The sequence below is a fragment of the Chitinophaga eiseniae genome (assembly GCF_900167135.1).
Lineage (GTDB): Bacteria > Bacteroidota > Bacteroidia > Chitinophagales > Chitinophagaceae > Chitinophaga > Chitinophaga eiseniae.
The window spans coordinates 182,612-203,086 of sequence record NZ_FUWZ01000006.1 but is presented as its reverse complement, the minus strand read 5'-3'; the positions used below and the strand labels follow the sequence as shown (position 1 = coordinate 203,086).

21 protein-coding genes are annotated in these 20,475 nt (G+C 52.1%); 11 read left to right on the top strand and 10 right to left on the bottom strand.

Going from position 1 to position 20,475, the window contains the following annotated elements; all coding sequences use genetic code 11:
* Positions 1–12: 12 nt before the first annotated feature.
* Complete coding sequence (locus B5D63_RS29845; RefSeq protein WP_235021658.1) at positions 13–1,341, top strand: PQQ-dependent sugar dehydrogenase; 1,329 nt, start codon at positions 13–15, stop codon at positions 1,339–1,341.
* 177 nt (positions 1,342–1,518) lie between these two features.
* Positions 1,519–1,755, top strand: a complete 237-nt coding sequence (locus B5D63_RS29840; RefSeq protein WP_078672543.1) for a hypothetical protein — start codon at positions 1,519–1,521, stop codon at positions 1,753–1,755.
* A 28-nt stretch (positions 1,756–1,783) separates the two neighbouring features.
* On the opposite strand, the gene B5D63_RS29835 is transcribed toward B5D63_RS29840, so the two are convergent.
* From B5D63_RS29835 to B5D63_RS29825, 3 genes are all read right to left on the bottom strand, one after another.
* The gene (locus tag B5D63_RS29835) at positions 1,784–2,764 is read right to left on the bottom strand and encodes a hypothetical protein (RefSeq protein ID WP_078672542.1); all 981 of its coding nucleotides are present in this window, start codon (positions 2,762–2,764) and stop codon (positions 1,784–1,786) included.
* A 54-nt stretch (positions 2,765–2,818) separates the two neighbouring features.
* On the bottom strand, positions 2,819–3,385 hold the full coding sequence (locus B5D63_RS29830) for a DUF417 family protein (RefSeq protein ID WP_078672823.1): 567 nt from the start codon (positions 3,383–3,385) through the stop codon (positions 2,819–2,821).
* Between the two features lie 80 nt (positions 3,386–3,465).
* Positions 3,466–4,326 carry a helix-turn-helix domain-containing protein gene (locus B5D63_RS29825; RefSeq protein WP_078672541.1) on the bottom strand — a complete coding sequence of 287 codons (861 nt, stop codon included), beginning with the start codon at positions 4,324–4,326 and terminating at the stop codon, positions 3,466–3,468.
* A gap of 153 nt (positions 4,327–4,479) precedes the next feature.
* Between B5D63_RS29825 and B5D63_RS29820 the strand changes: the two genes are divergently transcribed.
* Positions 4,480–4,929 carry a carboxymuconolactone decarboxylase family protein gene (locus B5D63_RS29820; RefSeq protein ID WP_078672540.1) on the top strand — a complete coding sequence of 150 codons (450 nt, stop codon included), beginning with the start codon at positions 4,480–4,482 and terminating at the stop codon, positions 4,927–4,929.
* Positions 4,930–5,002: 73 nt separating this feature from the next.
* On the opposite strand, the gene B5D63_RS29815 is transcribed toward B5D63_RS29820, so the two are convergent.
* Together B5D63_RS29815 and B5D63_RS29810 are read right to left on the bottom strand one after the other, a co-directional pair.
* Positions 5,003–5,368, bottom strand: coding sequence for a hypothetical protein (locus tag B5D63_RS29815; RefSeq protein ID WP_078672539.1), 366 nt, complete (start codon positions 5,366–5,368; stop codon positions 5,003–5,005).
* Between the two features lies 1 nt (position 5,369).
* Positions 5,370–5,570, bottom strand: a complete 201-nt coding sequence (locus tag B5D63_RS29810; RefSeq protein ID WP_078672538.1) for a hypothetical protein — start codon at positions 5,568–5,570, stop codon at positions 5,370–5,372.
* 272 nt (positions 5,571–5,842) lie between these two features.
* On the opposite strand from B5D63_RS29810, the gene B5D63_RS29805 reads away from it, so the two are divergent.
* On the top strand, positions 5,843–7,585 hold the full coding sequence (locus B5D63_RS29805; protein ID WP_078672537.1) for a hypothetical protein: 1,743 nt from the start codon (positions 5,843–5,845) through the stop codon (positions 7,583–7,585).
* On the opposite strand, the gene B5D63_RS29800 is transcribed toward B5D63_RS29805, so the two are convergent.
* Entirely contained in the window at positions 7,586–8,116 is a 531-nt protein-coding gene (locus B5D63_RS29800; RefSeq protein WP_078672536.1) for a hypothetical protein, read from the bottom strand.
* 49 nt (positions 8,117–8,165) lie between these two features.
* Between B5D63_RS29800 and B5D63_RS29795 the strand changes: the two genes are divergently transcribed.
* A complete protein-coding gene (locus B5D63_RS29795; protein WP_078672535.1) occupies positions 8,166–8,876 on the top strand; it encodes a GNAT family N-acetyltransferase in 711 nt (236 codons plus the stop codon).
* A 38-nt stretch (positions 8,877–8,914) separates the two neighbouring features.
* Positions 8,915–9,745, top strand: a complete 831-nt coding sequence (locus B5D63_RS29790; protein ID WP_078672534.1) for an ion transporter — start codon at positions 8,915–8,917, stop codon at positions 9,743–9,745.
* A gap of 1 nt (position 9,746) precedes the next feature.
* Here B5D63_RS29790 and B5D63_RS29785 read toward each other — a convergent pair whose 3' ends face one another.
* A complete protein-coding gene (locus B5D63_RS29785) occupies positions 9,747–10,142 on the bottom strand; it encodes a PH domain-containing protein (RefSeq protein WP_078672533.1) in 396 nt (131 codons plus the stop codon).
* A gap of 65 nt (positions 10,143–10,207) precedes the next feature.
* On the opposite strand from B5D63_RS29785, the gene pncB reads away from it, so the two are divergent.
* Complete coding sequence (gene pncB / locus B5D63_RS29780) at positions 10,208–11,374, top strand: nicotinate phosphoribosyltransferase (protein WP_078672532.1); 1,167 nt, start codon at positions 10,208–10,210, stop codon at positions 11,372–11,374.
* Positions 11,375–11,428: 54 nt separating this feature from the next.
* Here pncB and ypfJ read toward each other — a convergent pair whose 3' ends face one another.
* A complete protein-coding gene (gene ypfJ / locus B5D63_RS29775) occupies positions 11,429–12,292 on the bottom strand; it encodes a KPN_02809 family neutral zinc metallopeptidase (protein ID WP_078672531.1) in 864 nt (287 codons plus the stop codon).
* A 141-nt stretch (positions 12,293–12,433) separates the two neighbouring features.
* On the opposite strand from ypfJ, the gene B5D63_RS29770 reads away from it, so the two are divergent.
* The 4 genes from B5D63_RS29770 to B5D63_RS29755 all read left to right on the top strand — a co-directional run bounded on the left by B5D63_RS29770 (position 12,434) and on the right by B5D63_RS29755 (position 17,320).
* A complete protein-coding gene (locus tag B5D63_RS29770; protein ID WP_078672530.1) occupies positions 12,434–13,444 on the top strand; it encodes an NADP-dependent oxidoreductase in 1,011 nt (336 codons plus the stop codon).
* 8 nt (positions 13,445–13,452) lie between these two features.
* Positions 13,453–14,253, top strand: a complete 801-nt coding sequence (fdhD, locus tag B5D63_RS29765; protein ID WP_078672529.1) for a formate dehydrogenase accessory sulfurtransferase FdhD — start codon at positions 13,453–13,455, stop codon at positions 14,251–14,253.
* A gap of 211 nt (positions 14,254–14,464) precedes the next feature.
* Positions 14,465–16,768, top strand: coding sequence for an FdhF/YdeP family oxidoreductase (locus B5D63_RS29760; RefSeq protein WP_078672528.1), 2,304 nt, complete (start codon positions 14,465–14,467; stop codon positions 16,766–16,768).
* Between the two features lie 3 nt (positions 16,769–16,771).
* Positions 16,772–17,320, top strand: coding sequence for a putative glycolipid-binding domain-containing protein (locus tag B5D63_RS29755; protein WP_078672527.1), 549 nt, complete (start codon positions 16,772–16,774; stop codon positions 17,318–17,320).
* Between the two features lie 88 nt (positions 17,321–17,408).
* Here B5D63_RS29755 and B5D63_RS29750 read toward each other — a convergent pair whose 3' ends face one another.
* Positions 17,409–18,497, bottom strand: a complete 1,089-nt coding sequence (locus B5D63_RS29750) for an NAD(P)H-dependent flavin oxidoreductase (protein ID WP_078672526.1) — start codon at positions 18,495–18,497, stop codon at positions 17,409–17,411.
* A 19-nt stretch (positions 18,498–18,516) separates the two neighbouring features.
* Complete coding sequence (locus B5D63_RS29745) at positions 18,517–20,430, bottom strand: BamA/TamA family outer membrane protein (protein WP_235021657.1); 1,914 nt, start codon at positions 20,428–20,430, stop codon at positions 18,517–18,519.
* Between the last annotated feature and the right edge of the window lie 45 nt (positions 20,431–20,475).

Below are 20,475 nucleotides of genomic sequence, written 5' to 3'. Positions count from 1 at the left end.
AAACACAATACTATGAAAACAGGATTATGGCCCATACGGTCAAACAAGCAGGTTTTCAGGACAGTAGCCCTGGGCCTTTTATTACCGTCTGCCATGCTGGTGCTCCACAGCTGTAACAACAACCCTGTCAAAGAGACGCCTAATGAGCCGGCCGCCGACACCGGGAATGTAGGCCTGGAACTGCCGCAGGGCTTTGGCGCACTTCGTTTTGCCGATAGCACAGGCAATGCCCGGCATCTGACCGTCAGCCCGAACGGGATAGTGTATGTAAAGCTGGAAAACCCGATCAACGGTAACGCCATCGTGGTACTGAAAGATAAAAACGGCGACGGCCGTGCAGACGAACGCTCGGCATTTGCACCTTACGGCGGCACCGGTATCGCCGTTAAAGACGGCTACCTGTACGCATCCTCCAACACCAGCGTATTCCGCTACAAGCTGAACGAGCAGCAGGAAGTTGCTGACCCGCATCATCCGGACACGATCGTCAGCGGCCTGATAGACCGCGGTCAGCACAATTCAAAATCTATTGCCCTGGACAATAACGGCAACCTCTATGTGAACATCGGCGCTCCCTCCAACGCCTGCCAGGAGAAAGACCGCACCAAAGGATCACCGGGCATGCAACCCTGCCCCCTGCTGGATTCCGCCGGCGGCATATGGCTATTCAAAGCCAATGAACTGAACCAGGGATACCATAACGGTAAACGTTATGCTACCGGCCTGCGTAACGTGGTGGGCCTCGACTGGAACAGCCAGGCCAACGCCCTGTTTGTGATGCAGCACGGCCGTGACAACCTGCACGACTTCTTCCCGGAACTATACGACGCCAAACAATCCGCTGAACTGCCTGCCGAAACCATGTACAAACTGCATGACGGCTCCAACGCAGGCTGGCCTTATATCTACTACGACCAGGTGCAGCAGAAAAAAATCGTTTGCCCGGAATACGGCGGCGATGGCAAGAAAGCGGTCACCGACAAATATGACGACCCGGTAGCCACCTTCCCCGGTCACCTGGCGCCTAATGCCCTCTTGTTCTATACCGGCAGCATGTTCCCCGAACGTTATAAAAACGGTGCGTTCATCGCCTTCCACGGCTCCTGGAACAGAGCTCCGGAACCGCAACAAGGTTTCTTCGTGGCTTTTGTGCCGTTTAAAGACGGCGCCCCTTCCGGTAAATGGGAAGTATTCGCCAAAGGCTTTGCCGGCAAAGAAAACATCGCCGCTCCCGGTGACGCTGCACACCGCCCCTGCGGCCTCGCCCAGGGCCCCGATGGTTCCCTGTACGTATCAGATGATAAGATGGGCACCATCTACCGCATCGTTTACAAACCATAACTACGCGCCTTGTCACTATAAAAGAAGAGTAGCTTTAAATGCAGGACCTCAAAAAAGTTAGACACTTTTTTGCGGCCCCGCAAAGAGTTGCTCTTTTTTTATTTCTTTGCCTTATCCAATTCCGTACCTTGCAAAGGTTAATAAAGGTTCTTCGTGTAGCCGCCAAACGTTATACCTATGTACGGCCGATCACTGCTTCCCTTACTGCTGTTACCCTGCCTTTCCATTGCGCAGGCCACCTTACCTGTAAAAGATTTCACCACTACAGACAGCCTCGCCAGGACCATCTCCTACTATGGAGATCTCCGCCAGCTTACCCATGAACCAACCGACGGCCATCGGGACCAGCTGTCAAAAACGAGAGCACTTTTTGTGTGGGTGACACATAACACACTGGCGGGCATTCCGGTATAAAGTCGTTATCGACAGGTCACCGCGACCATCAGCGGGTCAATAACCCTACCTTCCGGTCTTTCATTACCACCGCGATCTTGTTCCGCCCGCGGTGACAGGCAATCTGCGGCGCCTCGATATGGTGGATAATTGACGATACCTGTGCAGTCACCGGCAATTCGGACAACTGGTCTACGACCTCCCCCGTGCGGTAGTTGATGATACGGGGAAATCCTGCCAGGTCCCAGGTATAAGTGTCGTCTATAGGAAAGATATTGCCAAACACTCCCCTGACAGTCACAGGCGCCGACAGCTGATTTGTTTCCAGATTCCAGATGGCCAGTTGACCAGGCCGCAGCGCATCCGCATTTTCCGCTTCATCGTCCATCAGTTCCCCTTCTCCAATGGCGCCTATCAGCACTTCATGATCATTGATAAAGCCCGCCACGCCTACTTCGGCATTTACATCCGGATTTTTCCGGGCGTTGTCCAGCAGTAGCGGGTTTTGTATACAGGCTTCGATATTGAACGCCGCCACCATATCCCAGGGATGCCATACCCAACCCTTGCTGATCAGCCATTGGTTGTTGTCACTGACCTCCAGGCGGGAATAAAAATAATCATCGGGATTGCGGCCCTCGACACGTGTGATCACCTCTCCCGTTTCCACATCTTCAAAGTCAAGCTGGCAGTATGCTTGCGGACAATGAGCGAGGTAAGTTCTGCCGTTGGGCGCCGCAAAGAAAACCGCGGGATATTCGTATACCCCTGCCTGATAGTAAGAGCGGTTCACTTCCCGGAGCATCTGACCATTTTTCAGCAGCAGGCCTTTCGTGCCTTGCTTTGCAAAAAGCAACGCATATTGTCCATCGGCGGAAGTGATGGCTGCATCGAAGTCATAGGCGTAGTGTAACTGCTGCTCCGGCCATTCGCCGGCGCCATCAATCTTTTCTCCCGAAGCCCAGTCTACCAGATCGTTCCGGCGCCAGGATATCGTTTTCGCATATACGTCAATTATCTGGAGTTGCATAGCTGGCTGCTTTGGGGCAGCCAGCAAAGATACCAAAAAACCGTCAGCAGGAAATTACCGGGGGCGCTTACGCTGCAGATAAATACCAGCGGATTCGCTCATGGTGATCAATGCGCCGCCCATGATCACAACATCTTTCAGTACCATTCTCCCACGACCGGAGAGATAAGGGAACCCCCAGTGATGGTCTGTAAGATGCGGTACCCATGTTTCCGGCGTGGTGATTAAAAATGATAAGGTGCCTAACGACATGATAAATACCAATGCACTGCCGACGATACTGGCGAGCGGCGAGATGCGGTATATGGCCAGCAGAACGCCCAGTGTGATCAGGAAAATCCCCAGGCCCCGTGAAAACCCGTAGGTGTTGTTGTTCTCATGCCAGGTGTGGTTGGCTGCAATCAGTTCCCCTTCCTTATTCATATGGGGCTTATACTCGCCGGGCGTACTGTAAAAGAAAGACATAAAAGGGCTATTGGCCACAAAAGGGACGATGCCATCCGCTTCATAGGTCACGAATTTTAAGGCGCCTATCCAGACAAAGACGATAACGATGCCCCAGCGCACTACCTTTTTCCCCGGCCGGTCAAGATGAACGATGGCATGCAGGATTTTGTTCATGGTTTTCATTTGTTCGTTGAAGAATATATGACGATACAAATGTAAACCGGGCGCTGGCGGCAGACCATGGAGGGAAAATGCTATTGCATGGACAAATCTGCCACGATGGAAATGCCGGTACGGCGACGGAACGTCTGCGGCGACACGCCGGTATGTTTTTTAAAAAAGCGGCTGAAATAAAACTCGTCATCGAACCGCAGCGCATGGGCGATTTCCTTGACGCTCTTACGGGTGAGGTGTAGCTGTTTTTTGGCTTCCAGCACCAGCCGGTCCTGGATCAGGCGGGAAGGTGATTTTCCAAAATAGCGGTTACATTTTTTAGTGAAGTGGTTGGGCGAAACCGCCAGCAGTTCAGCATAGTCTGCGGGTTTATGCAGGGTGAGATAGTGCTGGTCCAGCAGTTGCCGGAACTGCTCCATTTGTTCATCCGCCGGAGGACCATCTTGGCCGGCTGCCAGCGTCTTCAGTTTGATAGCGCTGGATTTGGCCAGCAATAGCTGCAGATAAGCTTTGAGTACAATGCCTGAAGGTTCCGGCTGTTTAAATTCCGCCTGTAGCTGGGCTATCAGCTGGGAAAAGTCGCGCGCTTCCGCTGAAGAAAGCTGCACAAAAGGTTGCTGATAAATGTTGTTAAACAACAATCCGTTACAGGCCACTTCCGCGCGATGGTGCTCTATGCAATAAAAGTCGCCATGAAAACGCAGCAACGAAAAAGGCACCTCCTCTTTTGTCTCAAGGCGCAGCAGCTGAAACGGCGTGGCAAACAACAATACCGGCCCGCTGAAAGTAAAAGTGGTAAAGTCCGCATGAAATACACCTTTCCCTGCGGGAACAAACAACACCACATACTCTGCCAGCTGCAACGGTTGCGAAAAAGCAACCGACGACGCCTCTGTCAGGCTGAAAAGCAACTCCTTTGTGTCTGCATGTATAGCTTTCATCTATATTGATTTTATCGCCTGACAACATCTAAATAAAACAAAATCAATTGATTTTAAATAAAATTAAAAATTATTTAAAATTCATGTCCTAAATGGAAATATCAGGTTGTCATCTTATCAAAACAATATTATTCAAAATTAAAACGATAAAAAATGGAAGCAAGAATTTCTTTCGAAGATGTAAACAAAGGATTTATGGACGGGCTGTTTAAAACCGGTGCTTATCTGCGCCAGGGGCTGGACCCCAAGTTGCACGAACTGATCAACACCCGTATGTCCCAGATCAATGGCTGCGCCTATTGCCTGGACATGCATTATAAAGATGCCGTTCATCATGGAGAAAATCCGCAGCGACTATATTCTCTGCCGGCGTGGCGGGAATGCCCCTATTATTCTGAAGCGGAAAGAGCGGCATTGGCTTTTGCAGAAGCGCTAAATGCCAATCAAATGGAGGAGGAGATTTACAACGAACTGGCGCAGCATTTCAGCAAATCACAGATTGCTGACATTGCACTCTCAGTAGCCATGATCGGTACGTGGAATAAGCTCAACATCGCTTTCCATACGGTACCGGGCGGTTACACCGTAGGCCGGCATGGTTGATCCACAGATCGCGCTGTTCCTTGTTCAGCGGGCCGGACAAGGAACAGCGTTGATTTACATATATCCCTGGCCGTTATCCTGCCGGCATGGTCGCCGGCCAGCGCTGCCAGCCGTAATAACCTGCAGCCCCCGCAAAATAGGCGGCCACATCCAGCCAATCGCCGGTGTAACGGGCAGAAAACAGGGGCATAACCCCTTCAAATACGACTGATACATACACCGCAATAAACAGCACATATCCCAGCGGCAACCAGTAATCCTCCCGTTGTATCATCCAGCGCCGTACCACCACCAGGCACACCTGCGCTATCAGGGGTACCACCACCAGGTCGGTGAGGTGCCCGTTGACATAAGGCAGCGGCTGCCCCCACCATCGCGCGATGTGCACCGCCAGCCAAAAAAAGGCGCTGATGCCGGATAGGTACAACAGTCGTTTCATATCACAAGGCGAATGATACCGCAATCGCCAACAGGGCTGTTACCACGCCTGCTACACCCAGAAAAACCCCAAAGCCAAGCTGTTTCATCACTTTCTTCAGAACGGAATCCTCCGGTTTAATCGGCAATACACTGTCCCTCAGGCGTTGAATAAAAGACTTCTTATCATCTTCCTCTTCGTTCATGGTAGTATACTCGTTCATCGTTTTTTATTTTAGGTCAAATGTACTATTTTTTATAACAACTACCATGCTGGGAGAAGATTTTAACAATTGGTGCCCGCGAAGGGAAAGAGGAAACACCTGCGTTTATTTTGCAGGGCCACACGTACGGTCCGCCACGGCTATACCGGGATTTTTCCCGTAGTTGATAATTGTTGCTTCTTTTCCATTGCCATCCCCTTAAAATACCTTTACTTTAAGCCTCGTCCCTTTAACTGTCTCCAAACAACTATCTGTGAACTACAACCCAACATATGAAGGGACTATTCATTATTGCCATTACATTGACCATTTTCACCGGACGCTCTTTTGCCTACAACTATGGGGAGCATAAACTGATCGGCGACGCAGCCTTCCTTCGTTTTCTCCGGTCGCTGCCTGAAAACAACAAAGCACAATTGTTACATTACCTGGACATCCGCAGCGACGAAAAAGGCCGCTATTATTTTGGCGCCTTTTCAGGACCGGGCCAAAGCAGTATCTCCTATGGCATATTGAACGGCCTCAGCGGCGATCACGAACGCAACCCGTTGTTACTGGAGGAGCAGTTGCACTATCAGCATTCCGTAATGGAACAGATCATCCGGTTGCATGATCAATATATTGAAATGGGCTACACGGCAGCGCCGGATGCAAAGCTCTCCAAACTGGATTTCAGCTATGCCCTGAAAGCGGCGGTGAACCTCTCCCATTTTTATGAATACCGTAAAGGTTTTCCCGAGCAGCTACGGCATTTCAGCAAAGCGTCTGTCCGCCTCTGCGAAAAACCGGCACTGGTGGACAGCATCTTTAAAAAGCTGGGACGCACCAACGCCATCAACATGTATGTTACGCTGCATGTGCTGGCCATAGACCTGGCGGAACAAAGCGGATTCCTGTCCCGGCAAAACGAGGCAGCTTCCCGGCAGCTGCTGTTGTATGCTATGTTATTCAACGCGTTCGCAGACCATTTCCTGGAAGACGCTTTCTCCGCGGGACACCTGGTGGTAAACCGTACCGTATTTGAATCCATCACCAACAACAAATCACTGCACGACTTTTACAGCGCCAACGGCGCCACGGTAGTAAACCGCAAAGGCGAAATCTGGCATGCCTATGGCGACGGCCAGTTCAACAATCCACACCATAGCTGGCAGAAAGACACTACGCTGAAGGATATACGTTACGCTACTTTTACCCCCGAAGCAGAACGGATCATTCATGCTGTAACATTATCCCTGCAAGACCTCAGCGAGGCCTTTCAGCGCGGCGCGGCAGGAACAGCCTTCACGCCTTTCCTGGACAGAATTCCCGACAACAGGGCCGATCAGCCGTTGTACCTGATCCGCCATATTCCCAGCCTCACCTGGGTACCCATTCCCTACCGCTCCGATATGAACCCGCTGTTCGATCATCCCGGTACCATCACCGCCGCCATGCGACAAGCCAACGCACCGCTACGCTACCGCGATTTTGTTCGCAGCAGGGTGGGCAACTCCTTTGTGATAGGCCTCACCAGCGGCCCCGCCTTCATCGGTCATTATATACAGGGCCCGGAAATAAGGATCAATGCAGGCAACTTCCTCAAACATTTTGACTACAACAGCGACGGCGGCAAAAAAGGCCTGATGGACTACTGGCTCGGCTATACGGTGTCCGGCAGCTTCGCCAGCCTCAAAGACAGAAACGCGGAAAAGTCCACTACGACAGCGCAGCAGGTAAGGGCTGGCATTAAAGGAAACTTTGACTACTGGGTGAGCAACAAACGATTCATCGGGTTATATACTTACGTGGAAGCCGGCGCACAGTTCACCTCCAGCCGCACCACCTTTGTTTTTGTGCCCTCTCTCGGCATACAATTATCATCACTGTTAAACATTAACGTGGAAAATATGAAAAGCTGGGCCCGTATCCCGTTGCAATTCATCCTTCCGTTGAAACTACGGTACGGCGTGGTAGTTTCCGGACATGAAGTTCCCCGGTATTTCACGTCAGCAGACATAGACATCCTGCTATAACTACCGCGCCACCTTGCGGGCCAGCAAATGCCTGCAGGTGGCCGCTTCCTTCGGCCATATCTTCCCTGCGTCCAGCGAATCGTCTTCAAAACGGTTATGCCCCAACGTCGTATAATCGATCATCTTTTTACCGGAAAAATAATAGCGCCCTTCGAAGTTCCGCTCAAGAGAGTCTGTGCGGAGCTCCCCTTTCTTTTCATCATAAAAGAACAGGTCTGACTGCTCATATACAAACAGCAGTTCGTTGTTCTTAAAGTAAAACTCCACCACTTCCACCCCGCTGGAATAGCCGATCCAGCGAACTGCTTTCACCAGCGTTTTGTTTTTATAGTAGCCGGTCAGGCTGCCACCGCCGTCCGGCATTTCCGTCATCCACTCCTCGTTGGTGAGCGTTACCTGCTTCAACGCAGTATCGCGGTTGATCTCCCGAACCGCTTTTCTTATCGCCGGATGACCGGTCTGCCTGTTCTGAGCCACTATAACACAGGCGGCGAGTAATAGTCCCGCCAGCAGGCACTTTGTTTTATGCATAGCCTGATACAATTTTCCGGAAGATAAATAATTAGGATAACTTGCGGTAATGAATTCCATGCATAACCCGACAACGGAAACGCTGATGCAACTGCATGCCGCCGTACTGTTCACCTATAACACCACGGGCAGGATGCTGCAGGCCAATGAACCCTGGCCTGACCGAGGCCCTGCTCCCCGGTTCTTTTTGGGTGTTCCTGTAACAAGCACGCCTGTCCGCAGATACCGGGAAGATGTACCCGAAGCGCTGGTACAGGCCCTGGAAACCGTGGCAATTCCCGAAGCCACTGCAGGCGCGCCCGACGGCGCACCGCTGCAGGCTACGCCATACCAGCAGTTACTGCAAAGTGATCAATGGGAAGCCGGACCCTCTTTTCTTGTTCCCGCCACTTTCACAGCCGCTACGCCCGCTATTCACCTAACAACGGAGCATATACCAATGATAGGTCCTGAATTTCCGTGGCTGGCGCAGGAACTGGATATTGTACAACCCTGCGCCGCAGTGGTGCAAAACGGACAGGTAGTATCCGTATGCCGCAGCGTACGCATCACCACCGCTGCCCACGAAGCCGGCATCGATACGCTGGCACCTTTCCGGGGTAAAGGTTACGCCGCCGCTGCACTGGCCCTTTGGGCCGTCATGGTGCGCGATATGGGTGCGTTGCCCCTCTACAGCACCTCGTGGAGCAACAACGCCTCCCGCAACCTGGCCCGTAAAGCCGGCCTTATTTGCTACGGCAGCACCTTCTCTGTCAGCTGAGGGGTAACTTTCGTATTTTCGCAACACAATATCACCGCATGGCAAAACAAGACCGGAGAACACTCTCCCCTTTTCAGCAACGCTGGCATAACATTATTTTTGAGGCGGACACACCTGCTGGCCGCGGGTTTGACATCGCCCTGCTGGCAATGATCCTGCTCAGCGTAGCTGTGGTGATGCTGGAAAGTGTGGTCAGCGTACAACAGCGGTACGAACGGCTGTTCACCCTGCTGGAATGGGTGTTTACCATCCTTTTCACCCTGGAATACCTGTTCAGGATATGGTGCAGCTACCGCCCCAAAGCCTATATCACCAGCTTCTACGGTCTGATAGACCTGCTCTGCATCTTACCTACCTACGTGGAGTTTCTCTTCGGAGGCGCCCATTTCCTGCTCACCATCCGGATACTGCGGCTGATGCGGATCTTCCGGATCTTTAAACTGGTGCCTTTTCTCAATGAAAGCAGACAACTGGCACTGGCGCTGGAACACAGCCGCCGCAAAATTGCCGTCTTCCTTTTCTTTATCCTGCTGTTGACAGTAGTACTCGGCTCCCTGATGTATGTGATAGAATCGGGGCATAATTCGGGTTTCACCAGCATCCCTGTCAGCGTTTACTGGGCGGTAGTGACCCTCACCACGGTGGGTTATGGCGACATTGCGCCCATCACCCCTTTGGGACAGGCATTTTCGGCCCTGATCATGATTATGGGCTATGCTATCATTGCGGTGCCTACGGGGATTGTAACGGTGGAAATGAGCAGGCTGCGGGACAAAAACGAGGTGGATCAACGTATATGTCCGCATTGCATGCGTGAAGGCCACGATGCGAATGCGGACTACTGTAAATATTGTGGTACTAAATTGTAGATCAGTTAATGGAGAACAGCGGTTTTACGTCCAGCATCGCTTTGTGATAAGCCGCTTCAAAAACTTCCCATTTACCGGTGATGGCCATACGTATCGTGGAGCCGTCCAGCAGTTCAAACACCGCCACTTTTTTATTGAAGCCTTGTTTGCCCCTGCTGAAGTTGGTAATATCCGTCAATGGGAATTCTTTAATGACTTTTTTCCGGGTCAGCAACCAGCCGATGACGCCAAACAATAAAAATGCAGTCATCGATTTGCCTTCTACAACAATCCTTTCGTTGGTCAGGCACAGGGCTCCGGGTTTTGCCTGCCATTTGCTTTTGAGGTACGAGCCGTCTACTTTGAACAAAACGGTTTCTTGCGGGTTAAGTGCAAACTTTACTTTAATCTGTTTCATTATTATTAATTGGATATGATGATAAGCGCAAAAATATGGTATAATTGTTAATTAAACCGCAGTCTATGAAGCTGAATTCCATCCTGGACAACGATTTCTACAAGTTCACCATGCAGCACTGCGTGATCAAGCTGTTTCCGAAGGCGCGTGCCCGTTATAAATTCATCAACCGCGGCCATCATGCTTTCCCGCCGGGCTTCGACAAACTGTTGCGGCAGGCGGTAGACGATATGCAGTACCTGCAACTCAGCCAGGAGGAAAAAGAATTCCTCTCCGTTACCTGTCCTTATCTGGACCCAACTTACCTTGATTTCCTGCAGGGTTACCGCTACAACCCTTCTGAAATACATATCACCCAGCATGGCGACCAGCTGGAGGTACATGCCGACGGCCACTGGTACCGTACTATCCTCTGGGAGGTGCCGCTGATGTCGCTCATTTGTGAGCTCTACTACGAAGCCACCGGGCAGCAGCGGGTACCGGACGAAGAAGTGATGGCTATCACCCGTGCCAAAATAGAACAATACAAAGAACTGAATATTACCATCGCCGATTTCGGCACCCGGCGCAGGCATTCCCTGGCCGTGCAGAAGTTGGTGGTACAGACCCTCCGCGAGTACGGCGGCCATACTTTCATTGGCACCAGCAATGTGCACCTGGCCATGCGCAATGGCGTAAAACCGGTAGGCACCCATGCCCACGAGTGGTTCATGTTCCATGCCGCCAAATACGGTTTTAAAATGGCTAATATGCTGGGGCTGGAGCACTGGGTCCAGGTGTACCGCGGCGATCTGGGCATTGCTCTGTCCGACACCTATACCACACCGGTGTTCTTTGAACAGTTCGATAAAAAATTCGCCAAGCTGTTTGACGGCGTCCGCCACGATAGTGGCGACCCGCTCCGGTTTGCCGACGACACCATTCTCCACTACAAGGAAAAAGGTATCAACCCGCTCTCTAAGACCATCATCTTCTCCGATGGCCTCAACTACGACAAAGTGGCCGCCATAGCGGCTCACTGCCGGGGAAAAATCGGGATCTCGTTTGGCATTGGCACCAACTTTACCAATGATGTGGGGCTGACGCCGCTGAATATTGTGGTAAAGATGTATGAAGCCCGGCCGGAGGACGCTCCCCGCTGGACACCGGTGGTCAAGCTGTCGGATGAAAAAGGTAAATACACCGGCGATGAACATATGCTCACACTGGCCAGGGAGATGCTGGAACTATAACAAGATAGCCCGGAACGTAGGTCCCGGGCCATCTGCTTTTATGTGCTATTTTAATTATCGTCCTGCCTGTCCCAATCCGATGCCGGTATCTCCCTGTGACAGGTCGCCCGAATCGAATCCTTTTTTAAACCAGAACATTCTTTGCCGGGAAGTGCCATGCGTAAAGGCATCGGGCACTACGCGGCCGGTGGCAGCTTCCTGCAGTTTGTCATCGCCCACGGCGCTGGCTGCATTCAGACCTGATTCAATATCGCCGGCTTCCAGGATGTTACGCATCTGCTGCGCATGGTTAGCCCATAATCCTGCCAGAAAATCGGCCTGCAGTTCCAGCTTCACCGACAATTTATTGTATTCCGTTTCGCTCAGCCTGCTCCGCATCGCCTGTACCTGGCGGCTGATGCCCAACAGGTTCTGTACATGATGCCCGACCTCATGTGCTATCACATAAGCTTTGGCGAAATCGCCTTTCACACCGAAGCGGTCCTCCAGTTCCTTAAAGAAGGTGGCGTCGAGATACACCATCCGGTCGGCCGGGCAATAGAAGGGTCCCATCGCTGATTCGGCAGCGCCACAGCCAGAGGTGGTAGCATCCTCAAACAGCACCATTTTAGGACGCTCATACTCCATATTGAGCCGTCTGAATTCATTGGCCCATACGTCTTCCGTACTGGCCAGCACTTTAGAGGAAAACAATTCGATGGCAGAAGCATTCTCTTTGCTGAGCTGTTCTACCTTTTCAGTGCCGCCCGGGCCCTGCACCTGTTGCAGTACCTGGTTTACCTGGTTGGGGTCCTGTTTAAACAACAGTGCGAGCACAATGACGATGACGCCGCCGATACCGCCGCCAATCAAGGTGCGCTTTCCGCCTCCGGAACGCTTCTCGACATTGTCACTTAATCTTTCATCATCCAAACGCATAGACAGTTAGGGTTTAGTGGTTAATTACGGCCCTAAAATACATTATTACCCGGTAATTCCCATCAGGAGGTGTATATTCAAAATAGCTTAAACAAAAGTTGTTTTTGCCCGTTAAGAAAGATATACCGTCAATCCTTTTTTATGAAAATACAACAGATCCTTTTAAATGAGCGTCCCGAAGGCCTGCCTGCTGCCGATACCTTTAAAACTGTCGATGTGGAGCTTCCTGACCTGCGTAACGGCGAGGTGTTGCTCCAGCCGCTTTATTTTTCGGTAGATCCCTACATGCGCGGCCGCATGAGCGACGCCCGCTCCTACATCCCTCCCTTTAAAGTACAGCAACCGATAGAAAGCGGTGGCGTAGCCACCGTGGTGGAGAGCAAAGATACCCGGTTCGCCGCCGGCGACCTGGTCATGCCCGGTGGCGGCAAAAACTTCTTCCCCTGGGCTACCGGTTTCGTTTTCTCCGGTGACCATCTCCGGAAGATAGACGCCAGCATCCCTCCCAGCTACTACCTCGGCGTGCTGGGCATGCCCGGCCTCACCGCCTATTTCGGACTGATGGACATCGGCAAACCCAAAGCCGGCGAAACCGTCGTGATTTCCGGGGCCGCCGGCGCAGTAGGACTGGTAGCCGGTCAGATCGCCAAAATACTGGGATGCCGGGTGGTAGGCATCGCCGGCGGCGAAGAAAAAGTAAAGCTGCTGACCAGCGATTTTAATTTCGACGCCGCCATCAACTACAAAGGCAACACCCACCTGGCGGAGGCCGTGGCCGCCGCCTGCCCCAACGGCGTGGATATCTATTTCGACAACGTAGGCGGCGAAATTTCAGACGCCGTTATGGAGCACCTGAATTTTTTTGCCCGGATACCGGTATGCGGGCAAATCGCCTTGTACAATAGCACTGAAGTGCCCATAGGGCCTCGGATACAACCTACGCTCATCAAGTTCAGCGTCCTGATGCAGGGCTTCACCATCGGCAACTATGCCCATCGCTACCTGGAGGGCATGCAACAACTGGGGGAATGGATACGCGCCGGCAAGATAAAATATACCGAAACCGTCATCGAAGGGTTTGATCAGCTGCCCACTGCACTACTGGGATTATTTTCCGGGCAAAACAGTGGTAAGATGATCGTGAAAGTGTAATTTTAACTATGACAAATGCTGTTGTTCATACCCGTATTAAAAAAATCACCGCCGCAGGAGTAACCGATACCGAAGATATCCTGGCAGCAGAAGAACCATTGGAAATAAGACTGGAGCATGGGCCTACCCACAACCGCCGCCAACAGAACATTGCGGTGACCATGCGCACGCCGGGGCAGGATGAAGAACTGGCCACCGGCTTCCTGTTTACCGAAGGGATTATTCCTGGTCCGGCCGCCATCCGGCAGGTGACACTGACAGAGACGCCCGGTGGCAGCGTCGCTACCGTTGCGCTCAGGGAACAGGTGGTACCTTTCCTGGATAAAAGCCAGCGCCATTTTCAGGCTACTGCCGCCTGTGGTATGTGCGGAAAATCTTCCATCGAAAATATTCATACAGGCGTTAACGTTAGCCAATCTGCCCGGCGCATTCCCGGTCAATGGCTTCCACAACTTCCGGAACAGCTGCGGGCGCGGCAGGCGCTCTTTGAGCATACCGGCGGCCTTCATGCAGCGGCACTGGTAAATGAGAACGGCGAAATACTGTTGTTACGGGAAGACATCGGCCGGCATAATGCTGTCGACAAAGTCATCGGCGCAGCACTGACACAACAACTCCTCCTTTCACAAAGCCTGCTGCTGCTGAGCGGCAGAGCGGGGTTTGAACTGATACAGAAAGCCGCTATGGCAGGCATTCCCATCATCGCCGCCATCGGCGCTCCTTCCAGCATGGCCGTAAAAATGGCGGCCGAATGGAATATCACCCTGATCGGTTTTTTGAAAGAAGACCGGTATAATCAGTACACATAAACCGTAACTGTGATGGCCATGATTATCGCTGATTTTGCTGATCGGCACCATTGATTTTCCTGATAACCGGGAGAAAAACGTAGCTTGCCAGGAAAACAAAACGATAACTAAAACAATCATTTAAACACTAATTGACATAATAACTGATGGATAGCTTACATAACAGGCATTATTAAAACAAAGATCCAAATCAGAGAAATCAGCAATAATCATGTCTACCACGGGGTTACAGTTCACGCCGGTAAAATTCACCGGCCTCAGGCTCACTAAACCGGCCACAGTGGCCGCCGGTATTCCGGCGGTCGTTTCCAGTATGAAACATATGCTGGAAGCCATGAATGCCTTCAGGGCCATGAAAGCCCTGCTGGAACTGAACCAGAAAGACGGTTTCGACTGCCCCGGTTGCGCATGGCCGGACCCTGACGACGAACGCTCTCCGATTGCGGAATACTGTGAAAACGGCGCCAAAGCCATCGCTGAGGAAGCCACTACCCGTAAGCTGGACGCAGCCTTCTTTGCGACCAACAGCATAGATTCCCTCGGACAGCTTTCGGACTACGATATCGGCAAAAAAGGGAGGATTGCGCAGCCTATGTACCTCGCCCCCGGCGCCGAACACTACACGCCCATATCCTGGGATAACGCTTATCGTAAGATTGCGGAGCACCTGCAACAGCTCGATACGCCTGACGAAGCCGTATTTTATACTTCCGGCCGCACCAGCAACGAGGCCGCTTTCCTCTACCAGTTGATGGTCAGAGAGTATGGCACCAACAACCTGCCGGACTGCTCCAATATGTGCCACGAGTCCAGCGGCGTGGCCCTCAGCGAAGCGGTAGGTATCGGCAAGGGGTCCGTCACCCTGGAAGACGTACATCAGGCGGAAGTGATCATCATCCTGGGCCAAAACCCGGGCACCAATCACCCGCGTATGCTCACAGCACTGCAGAAAGCCAAAGCCAACGGTGCAGTTATCATCGCTGTCAACCCCCTGAAGGAAACAGGGCTGCTCAATTTCCTCAACCCTCAAACAATAAAGGGCATCCTCCAGGTGAAAACACCTCTCACCGACATCTTCCTGCAAATAAAAATCAACGGCGACATGGCTTTGCTGAAAGCACTGGCACTGTTGCTGCTGGAAGAAGAAGATAAACATCCGGGCACGGTATTCGATCAGTCATTTATCAATAGCAGTACCAGCGGATACAACGAGTATCTCGCCCACCTGCGGCAACAAAACCTGCCCGTCCTGGCTGCCGCCTGCGGTATCAGCGAAGCGCTGCTGCAGGAAGCTGCAGCGGCGCTCATGCATAAACAAAAGATCGTTGCCTGCTGGGCCATGGGACTTACCCAGCATAAAAATTCCGTTGACACCATCCGCGAAGTCGTCAACCTGCTACTGCTTAAAGGCAGTATCGGCAAGCCCGGCGCAGGTACCTGCCCGGTGCGGGGCCATAGTAACGTACAGGGTGACAGGACCATGGGCATCTATGAAAAACCGGGCGATGCCTTGCTGCAAAAACTGGAGGCAGTATACGGCTTTAAACCGCCGTACAAACACGGCCACGATGTAGTGCACGCCATCCACGCCATGCACCGCGGCGATGCCAAAGTATTTATCGCCATGGGCGGCAACTTTCTTTCTGCAACACCCGATACGGCCTACACCGCAAAAGCCCTGCGTAATTGCCGGCTTACCGTGCACGTATCTACGAAACTGAACCGCAGCCACCTCGTACACGGCAGAGAAGCCATCATACTCCCCTGCCTCGGCCGCAGCGATAAAGACATACAACAACAGCAGGCCCAGTTTGTCACCTGTGAAAACTCCATGGGCGTAGTGCAGATGTCTAAAGGCAACCTGCGTCCCATATCGGCCGACCTGAAAAGCGAACCGGCCATCGTCTGCGAAATGGCCAGGGCCATCCTCGGAGCACAGAGCAAAGTGCCGTGGGAGCAATACACGCAACACTATGATCATATCAGGGACGCGATAGAAAAAGTCATCCCCGGTTTTAACGACTACAACAAACGCGTACGCCATCCCGGCGGCTTTTACCTGCCCAACGGCTCCAGGACCGGCCAGTTCAATACCAATACCGGCAAAGCCAATTTTAACGTGGCTCCCCTTGCCTCCACGCAGCTGGCCCAGGGGGAATACCTGATGATGACCATCCGCAGCCACGACCAGTTCAACACTACCATCTACGGGCTGGACGACCGCTATCGCGGCGTACACCATGAACGGCGCGTCATCTTCATGAACCCGGAAGATATTGCCCGCGGCGGGTTTACAGCCGGACAGGTAGTGGACCTCTATAACTATCACGGTCAAACGGAAAGAATAGCACCCGGCTTTATCATCGTGGCATATGATATCCCGGTGGGATGCACCGCTACCTATTTCCCGGAAACCAATGTGCTCGTACCCGTGAACACGGTTGCCGACAAAAGCAATACACCCGCCTCCAAAAGCGTGATCATTCAAATTAAATCATCCATCATAAAAAGATAAATCATGGGACCAGTAGTATGGCAGGCCACCCAATGGCCAGCGACGGAATTTTTGACGGTGACAAAACAGGAACACAACAACCTGGTCAAAGGGATTATCAACGGCTGCACAGACGCAGAACCATTTTCCATTCAATACGAAATAGAGGTGACACCGGAATGGAAAGTGTCTTCCTTCCACATCCGGCGGGACGGCCTTCAGCCCACGGCGCTAAAGCTGACCACAGACCTGAATGGCCACTGGTTTGACAAAGACGGTAACCATATTGAAGCATTTGACGACTGTACCGACATCGATATTTCACTGACCCCTTTCACCAATACTTTACCGATACGCCGGCTGACGTTCGAACAGGGAGAGAGAAAACTATTGCAGATGTTGTACATCAAACTACCGGAGTTTGAGCTGCAAAAACTGACACAATACTACACCAAAATGGAGGACCGGCTGTACCTCTATGAAAACGGTGACAGCGGCTTCAGTGCAGAATTACCCATTGACGAAAATGGTATCGTGAAAGACTATCCGGGCATTTTCACGCGGATTTATTAAAATAACCGGAGCAAATACCCTGGTATAATGTGGCCGGGGCCTACAGCCCCGGAACTACCATATCTGGTACCATTCGTACTCCCGGCATTTAACGCCATAAAATTCCGGACAATATTTTTTCAGCGGCAGTCCGCATCGCTTCCATGATCACGGCAGCCGGCAGCGGTTTCGCCAGTTGCGCCGCCTGCCCTGCATACATAACAATGAAATCGGGGTTATCCAATTCCTTCGCTACCTTGCGGACAGCCTGCGTCAGCGCATCCTGAACAGGATAAACATTCAACGGCAGTCCTGAAGCCTCTATCCCATCCATCAGTATATTAGCAATCCCTCTGGCCCACCGCCCGGAGAAGGCCCGGGTAATCCGTGTGCCTGTTTCCGTAACAGCTCCCACCCTCTCTTTATGATGAGGCGTGGCCGCGCTCTCAGGACTCCTCAGCAATACGCTGCCACATTGTACGCCGCTGGCGCCCAGACAGAAAGCTGCGGCAGCACTGCGGCCGTCGGCGATACCGCCGGCAGCAATAACGGGCACGGTTACCCTGTCAATAATCTGCGGTACCAACGCCATGGTAGCTACCTGTGGCAACGGTCCGGGTAAAAAGGAACCCCGGTGGCCACCCGCTTCGATCCCCTGCGCCACAACAGCATCGCAACCGGCTGCCTGTAGCGCCAAAGCCTCCTCCACCGATGTGGCGGTACCCAGCAACAGGCAGCCTTTAGCTTTCAGCAGGGCAATACTGGCGTCGTCCGGAATACCGAATGTGAAACTCACCAGGGAGATGCCGGCCTCGAGTAATACGGGTAACTGCTCCTGGTAAGCATGTGTTTTTACCGTGTCAAAAGCGACCGTAGGCACCGTTAGTCCGTTTGTCCTGTACAGCTGCTGCAGGTACTGCTGCAGCTGGTCAAACCGTTCCGGTTGGTCAGCCGGCGGTACTTCATAGGTAAACAGGTTCACTGCGAAAGGTCTGGAGGTAAGCGCTTTCACTTCTGCTATCAACGCGGCCACCCTGGCAGGCGGCAGTCCCCCCACCGGCAGCGACCCAAGCCCGCCGCCATTACTCACGGCTGCTACCATCGCCGGTGTGGTAATACCCAGCATAGGCGCCTGTACAAAAGGATAATCGATGCCCAGCAATGATGCCAGTCTGTTTTTCCATTCCATAGTCTTCATTTGTTCAGTTAAACAGTCATTAGAAAAAATTCAGGAAAGAAGGGGCTTTCAATGCCGAGATGTCAAACCTGAAATCAACAATGGTGGTGATCTCCAACAAACTCTTCGGCTGCAGTGGGGGCGCGTTCGGGAAATAATATCCCGACACCTTGATGGTATTGAGCGAAAGGTTTTCGTTCTTCACACGGAAACCACCACCAATGCCCATATAAACAGGGTTACTGAACAGGTTGTCATCTTTGGCGGTAACCATAGCGGCCTGCAGGGAAGCGAAGAAGTTGAACTTAAAACCGAGAAACCGGAGCGGACTGTAATAAACGGTTTCAGAACCGAAATTCAGGCGCTGGTAACCATTCAGTTTGGTGTATCTGTATCCCCAGATACCGTTGTCGTTGTTGATATTAAGCGGTTTGTAGAAAAACGGGTTGGGACTTTCCAGGTAGTCTAAATTGAGGAACTGGCGGAAGCGGGCCTTTCTGATAGAGAACAACCGGCTGTAATATTCCGCCCGGGCATGAATAACGGCATCTTCCAGTTTGCCGCCCTGCCAGAAGGTGCTAACGCCGGCGGACGTATTAAAGAGGCCCTGCCTCCTCGTAGTCCAGTATTTCTGGGCCTCCAGGCCGGTATAAAGCCGGCGCCGGTCCTTCCAGGTCTCCCAGCCTGTGGCCGCCTTCAGGTTATAACCCAGCGGAATATCCTCCGTTCTGCCAAAGCCGAAGAACTGGCGGGTCTTAAAATAGTCCAGCCGGTACACCTGGAATTCCAGCAGGTAATAGCGATGATCGTTATATACCGGGTCTTCTTTAAACTGCACCTGGTCAGGCGTTCTGGAGAAGTTAAGGTTAAAATGCCGGAACAACACCGCGAAATTGGGCTTATGGCCTATAGTTCCGTTATGTTCATAATTGTTGATGAAGTTATAGCCTGCCCAACCGTCAATAACGGTATAGCGGTAATCGCGGTATAGCAGGCTGTCGATCGTCTGTTTTTCCCTGCCAAGGATGTTGATTGACCAGTTATTGGCCAGCGTCAGGCCTCCCACCCATTTTGCCGCGTTACGGTACAGTGGCCGGTTGAAAGTTACATAGATCGTACCTTCATATACGTTGGTATCCAGCGGCGTAGTATTGTTAAGGGTAGAGTACCCGACGCCTACATCCACGAAAGAGCCCAGGAGATTGTATTTGGTGTAACGGGCTTCTGTATTCCAGGTGGGCGTGTAGTCGCTGCGCCACTGAAACCCCAGCTGTAGTCCCTGGCCGGCGCCCAGCAGGTTATTGTTCGACACCCTGGTCTTGATATTGGTAGCGCTGAACTGCGACAGGTCTACACCATATTCAAATACATCTTTGGTGATCACCTCCACATCCACCGAATCGGAGTCCGGGTTGGCGTTCCGCACGTGAATACGGGCATCGGAGAAAAAGGGACGGTTACGCAGGTAACGTTCGTTATCGGCCAGCTCGTAAGGGTCTACACGGGTCCCCTCCCTGAAAAACAGCGACTGGCGGATCACCCATTCCCGGGAATCAAAATGCAGGCGGTTGGCCAGGTGAATCAGCTTCATGCTGGTGGTGAACGTAGTATCGTTGATATTCCGGGGACCGAACACCTTCACCTTCCGGTAGTAGATGTTCCTGATGACTTTTCCCACAAAGGGGGTAAAATATGCCTCACTTTTGGTGATGACGCTGTCAAGATTCTCGTCGGACGTTTCCACATCCTGCCTGGTAATACGGCGAATAAAAGACTGGCGGTATTCTTTATTCCGCAGTGAATCACGGTATTCTCCGATCTTTTTCATCAGGCCGTTACCCCGCTTCGGGACCGTGTCAGTCACGGGCTTATCCTGGGCAAACGTCAGCTGGCACCAGCAAAGGAGCCAGCAGGTAACAGAAATAGCAGCTAATATTTTTAGTTCCGTCCTCAAAGGTTACTCGAAGGTGACAAGTATATTAAAAAAAAATGGGATTGC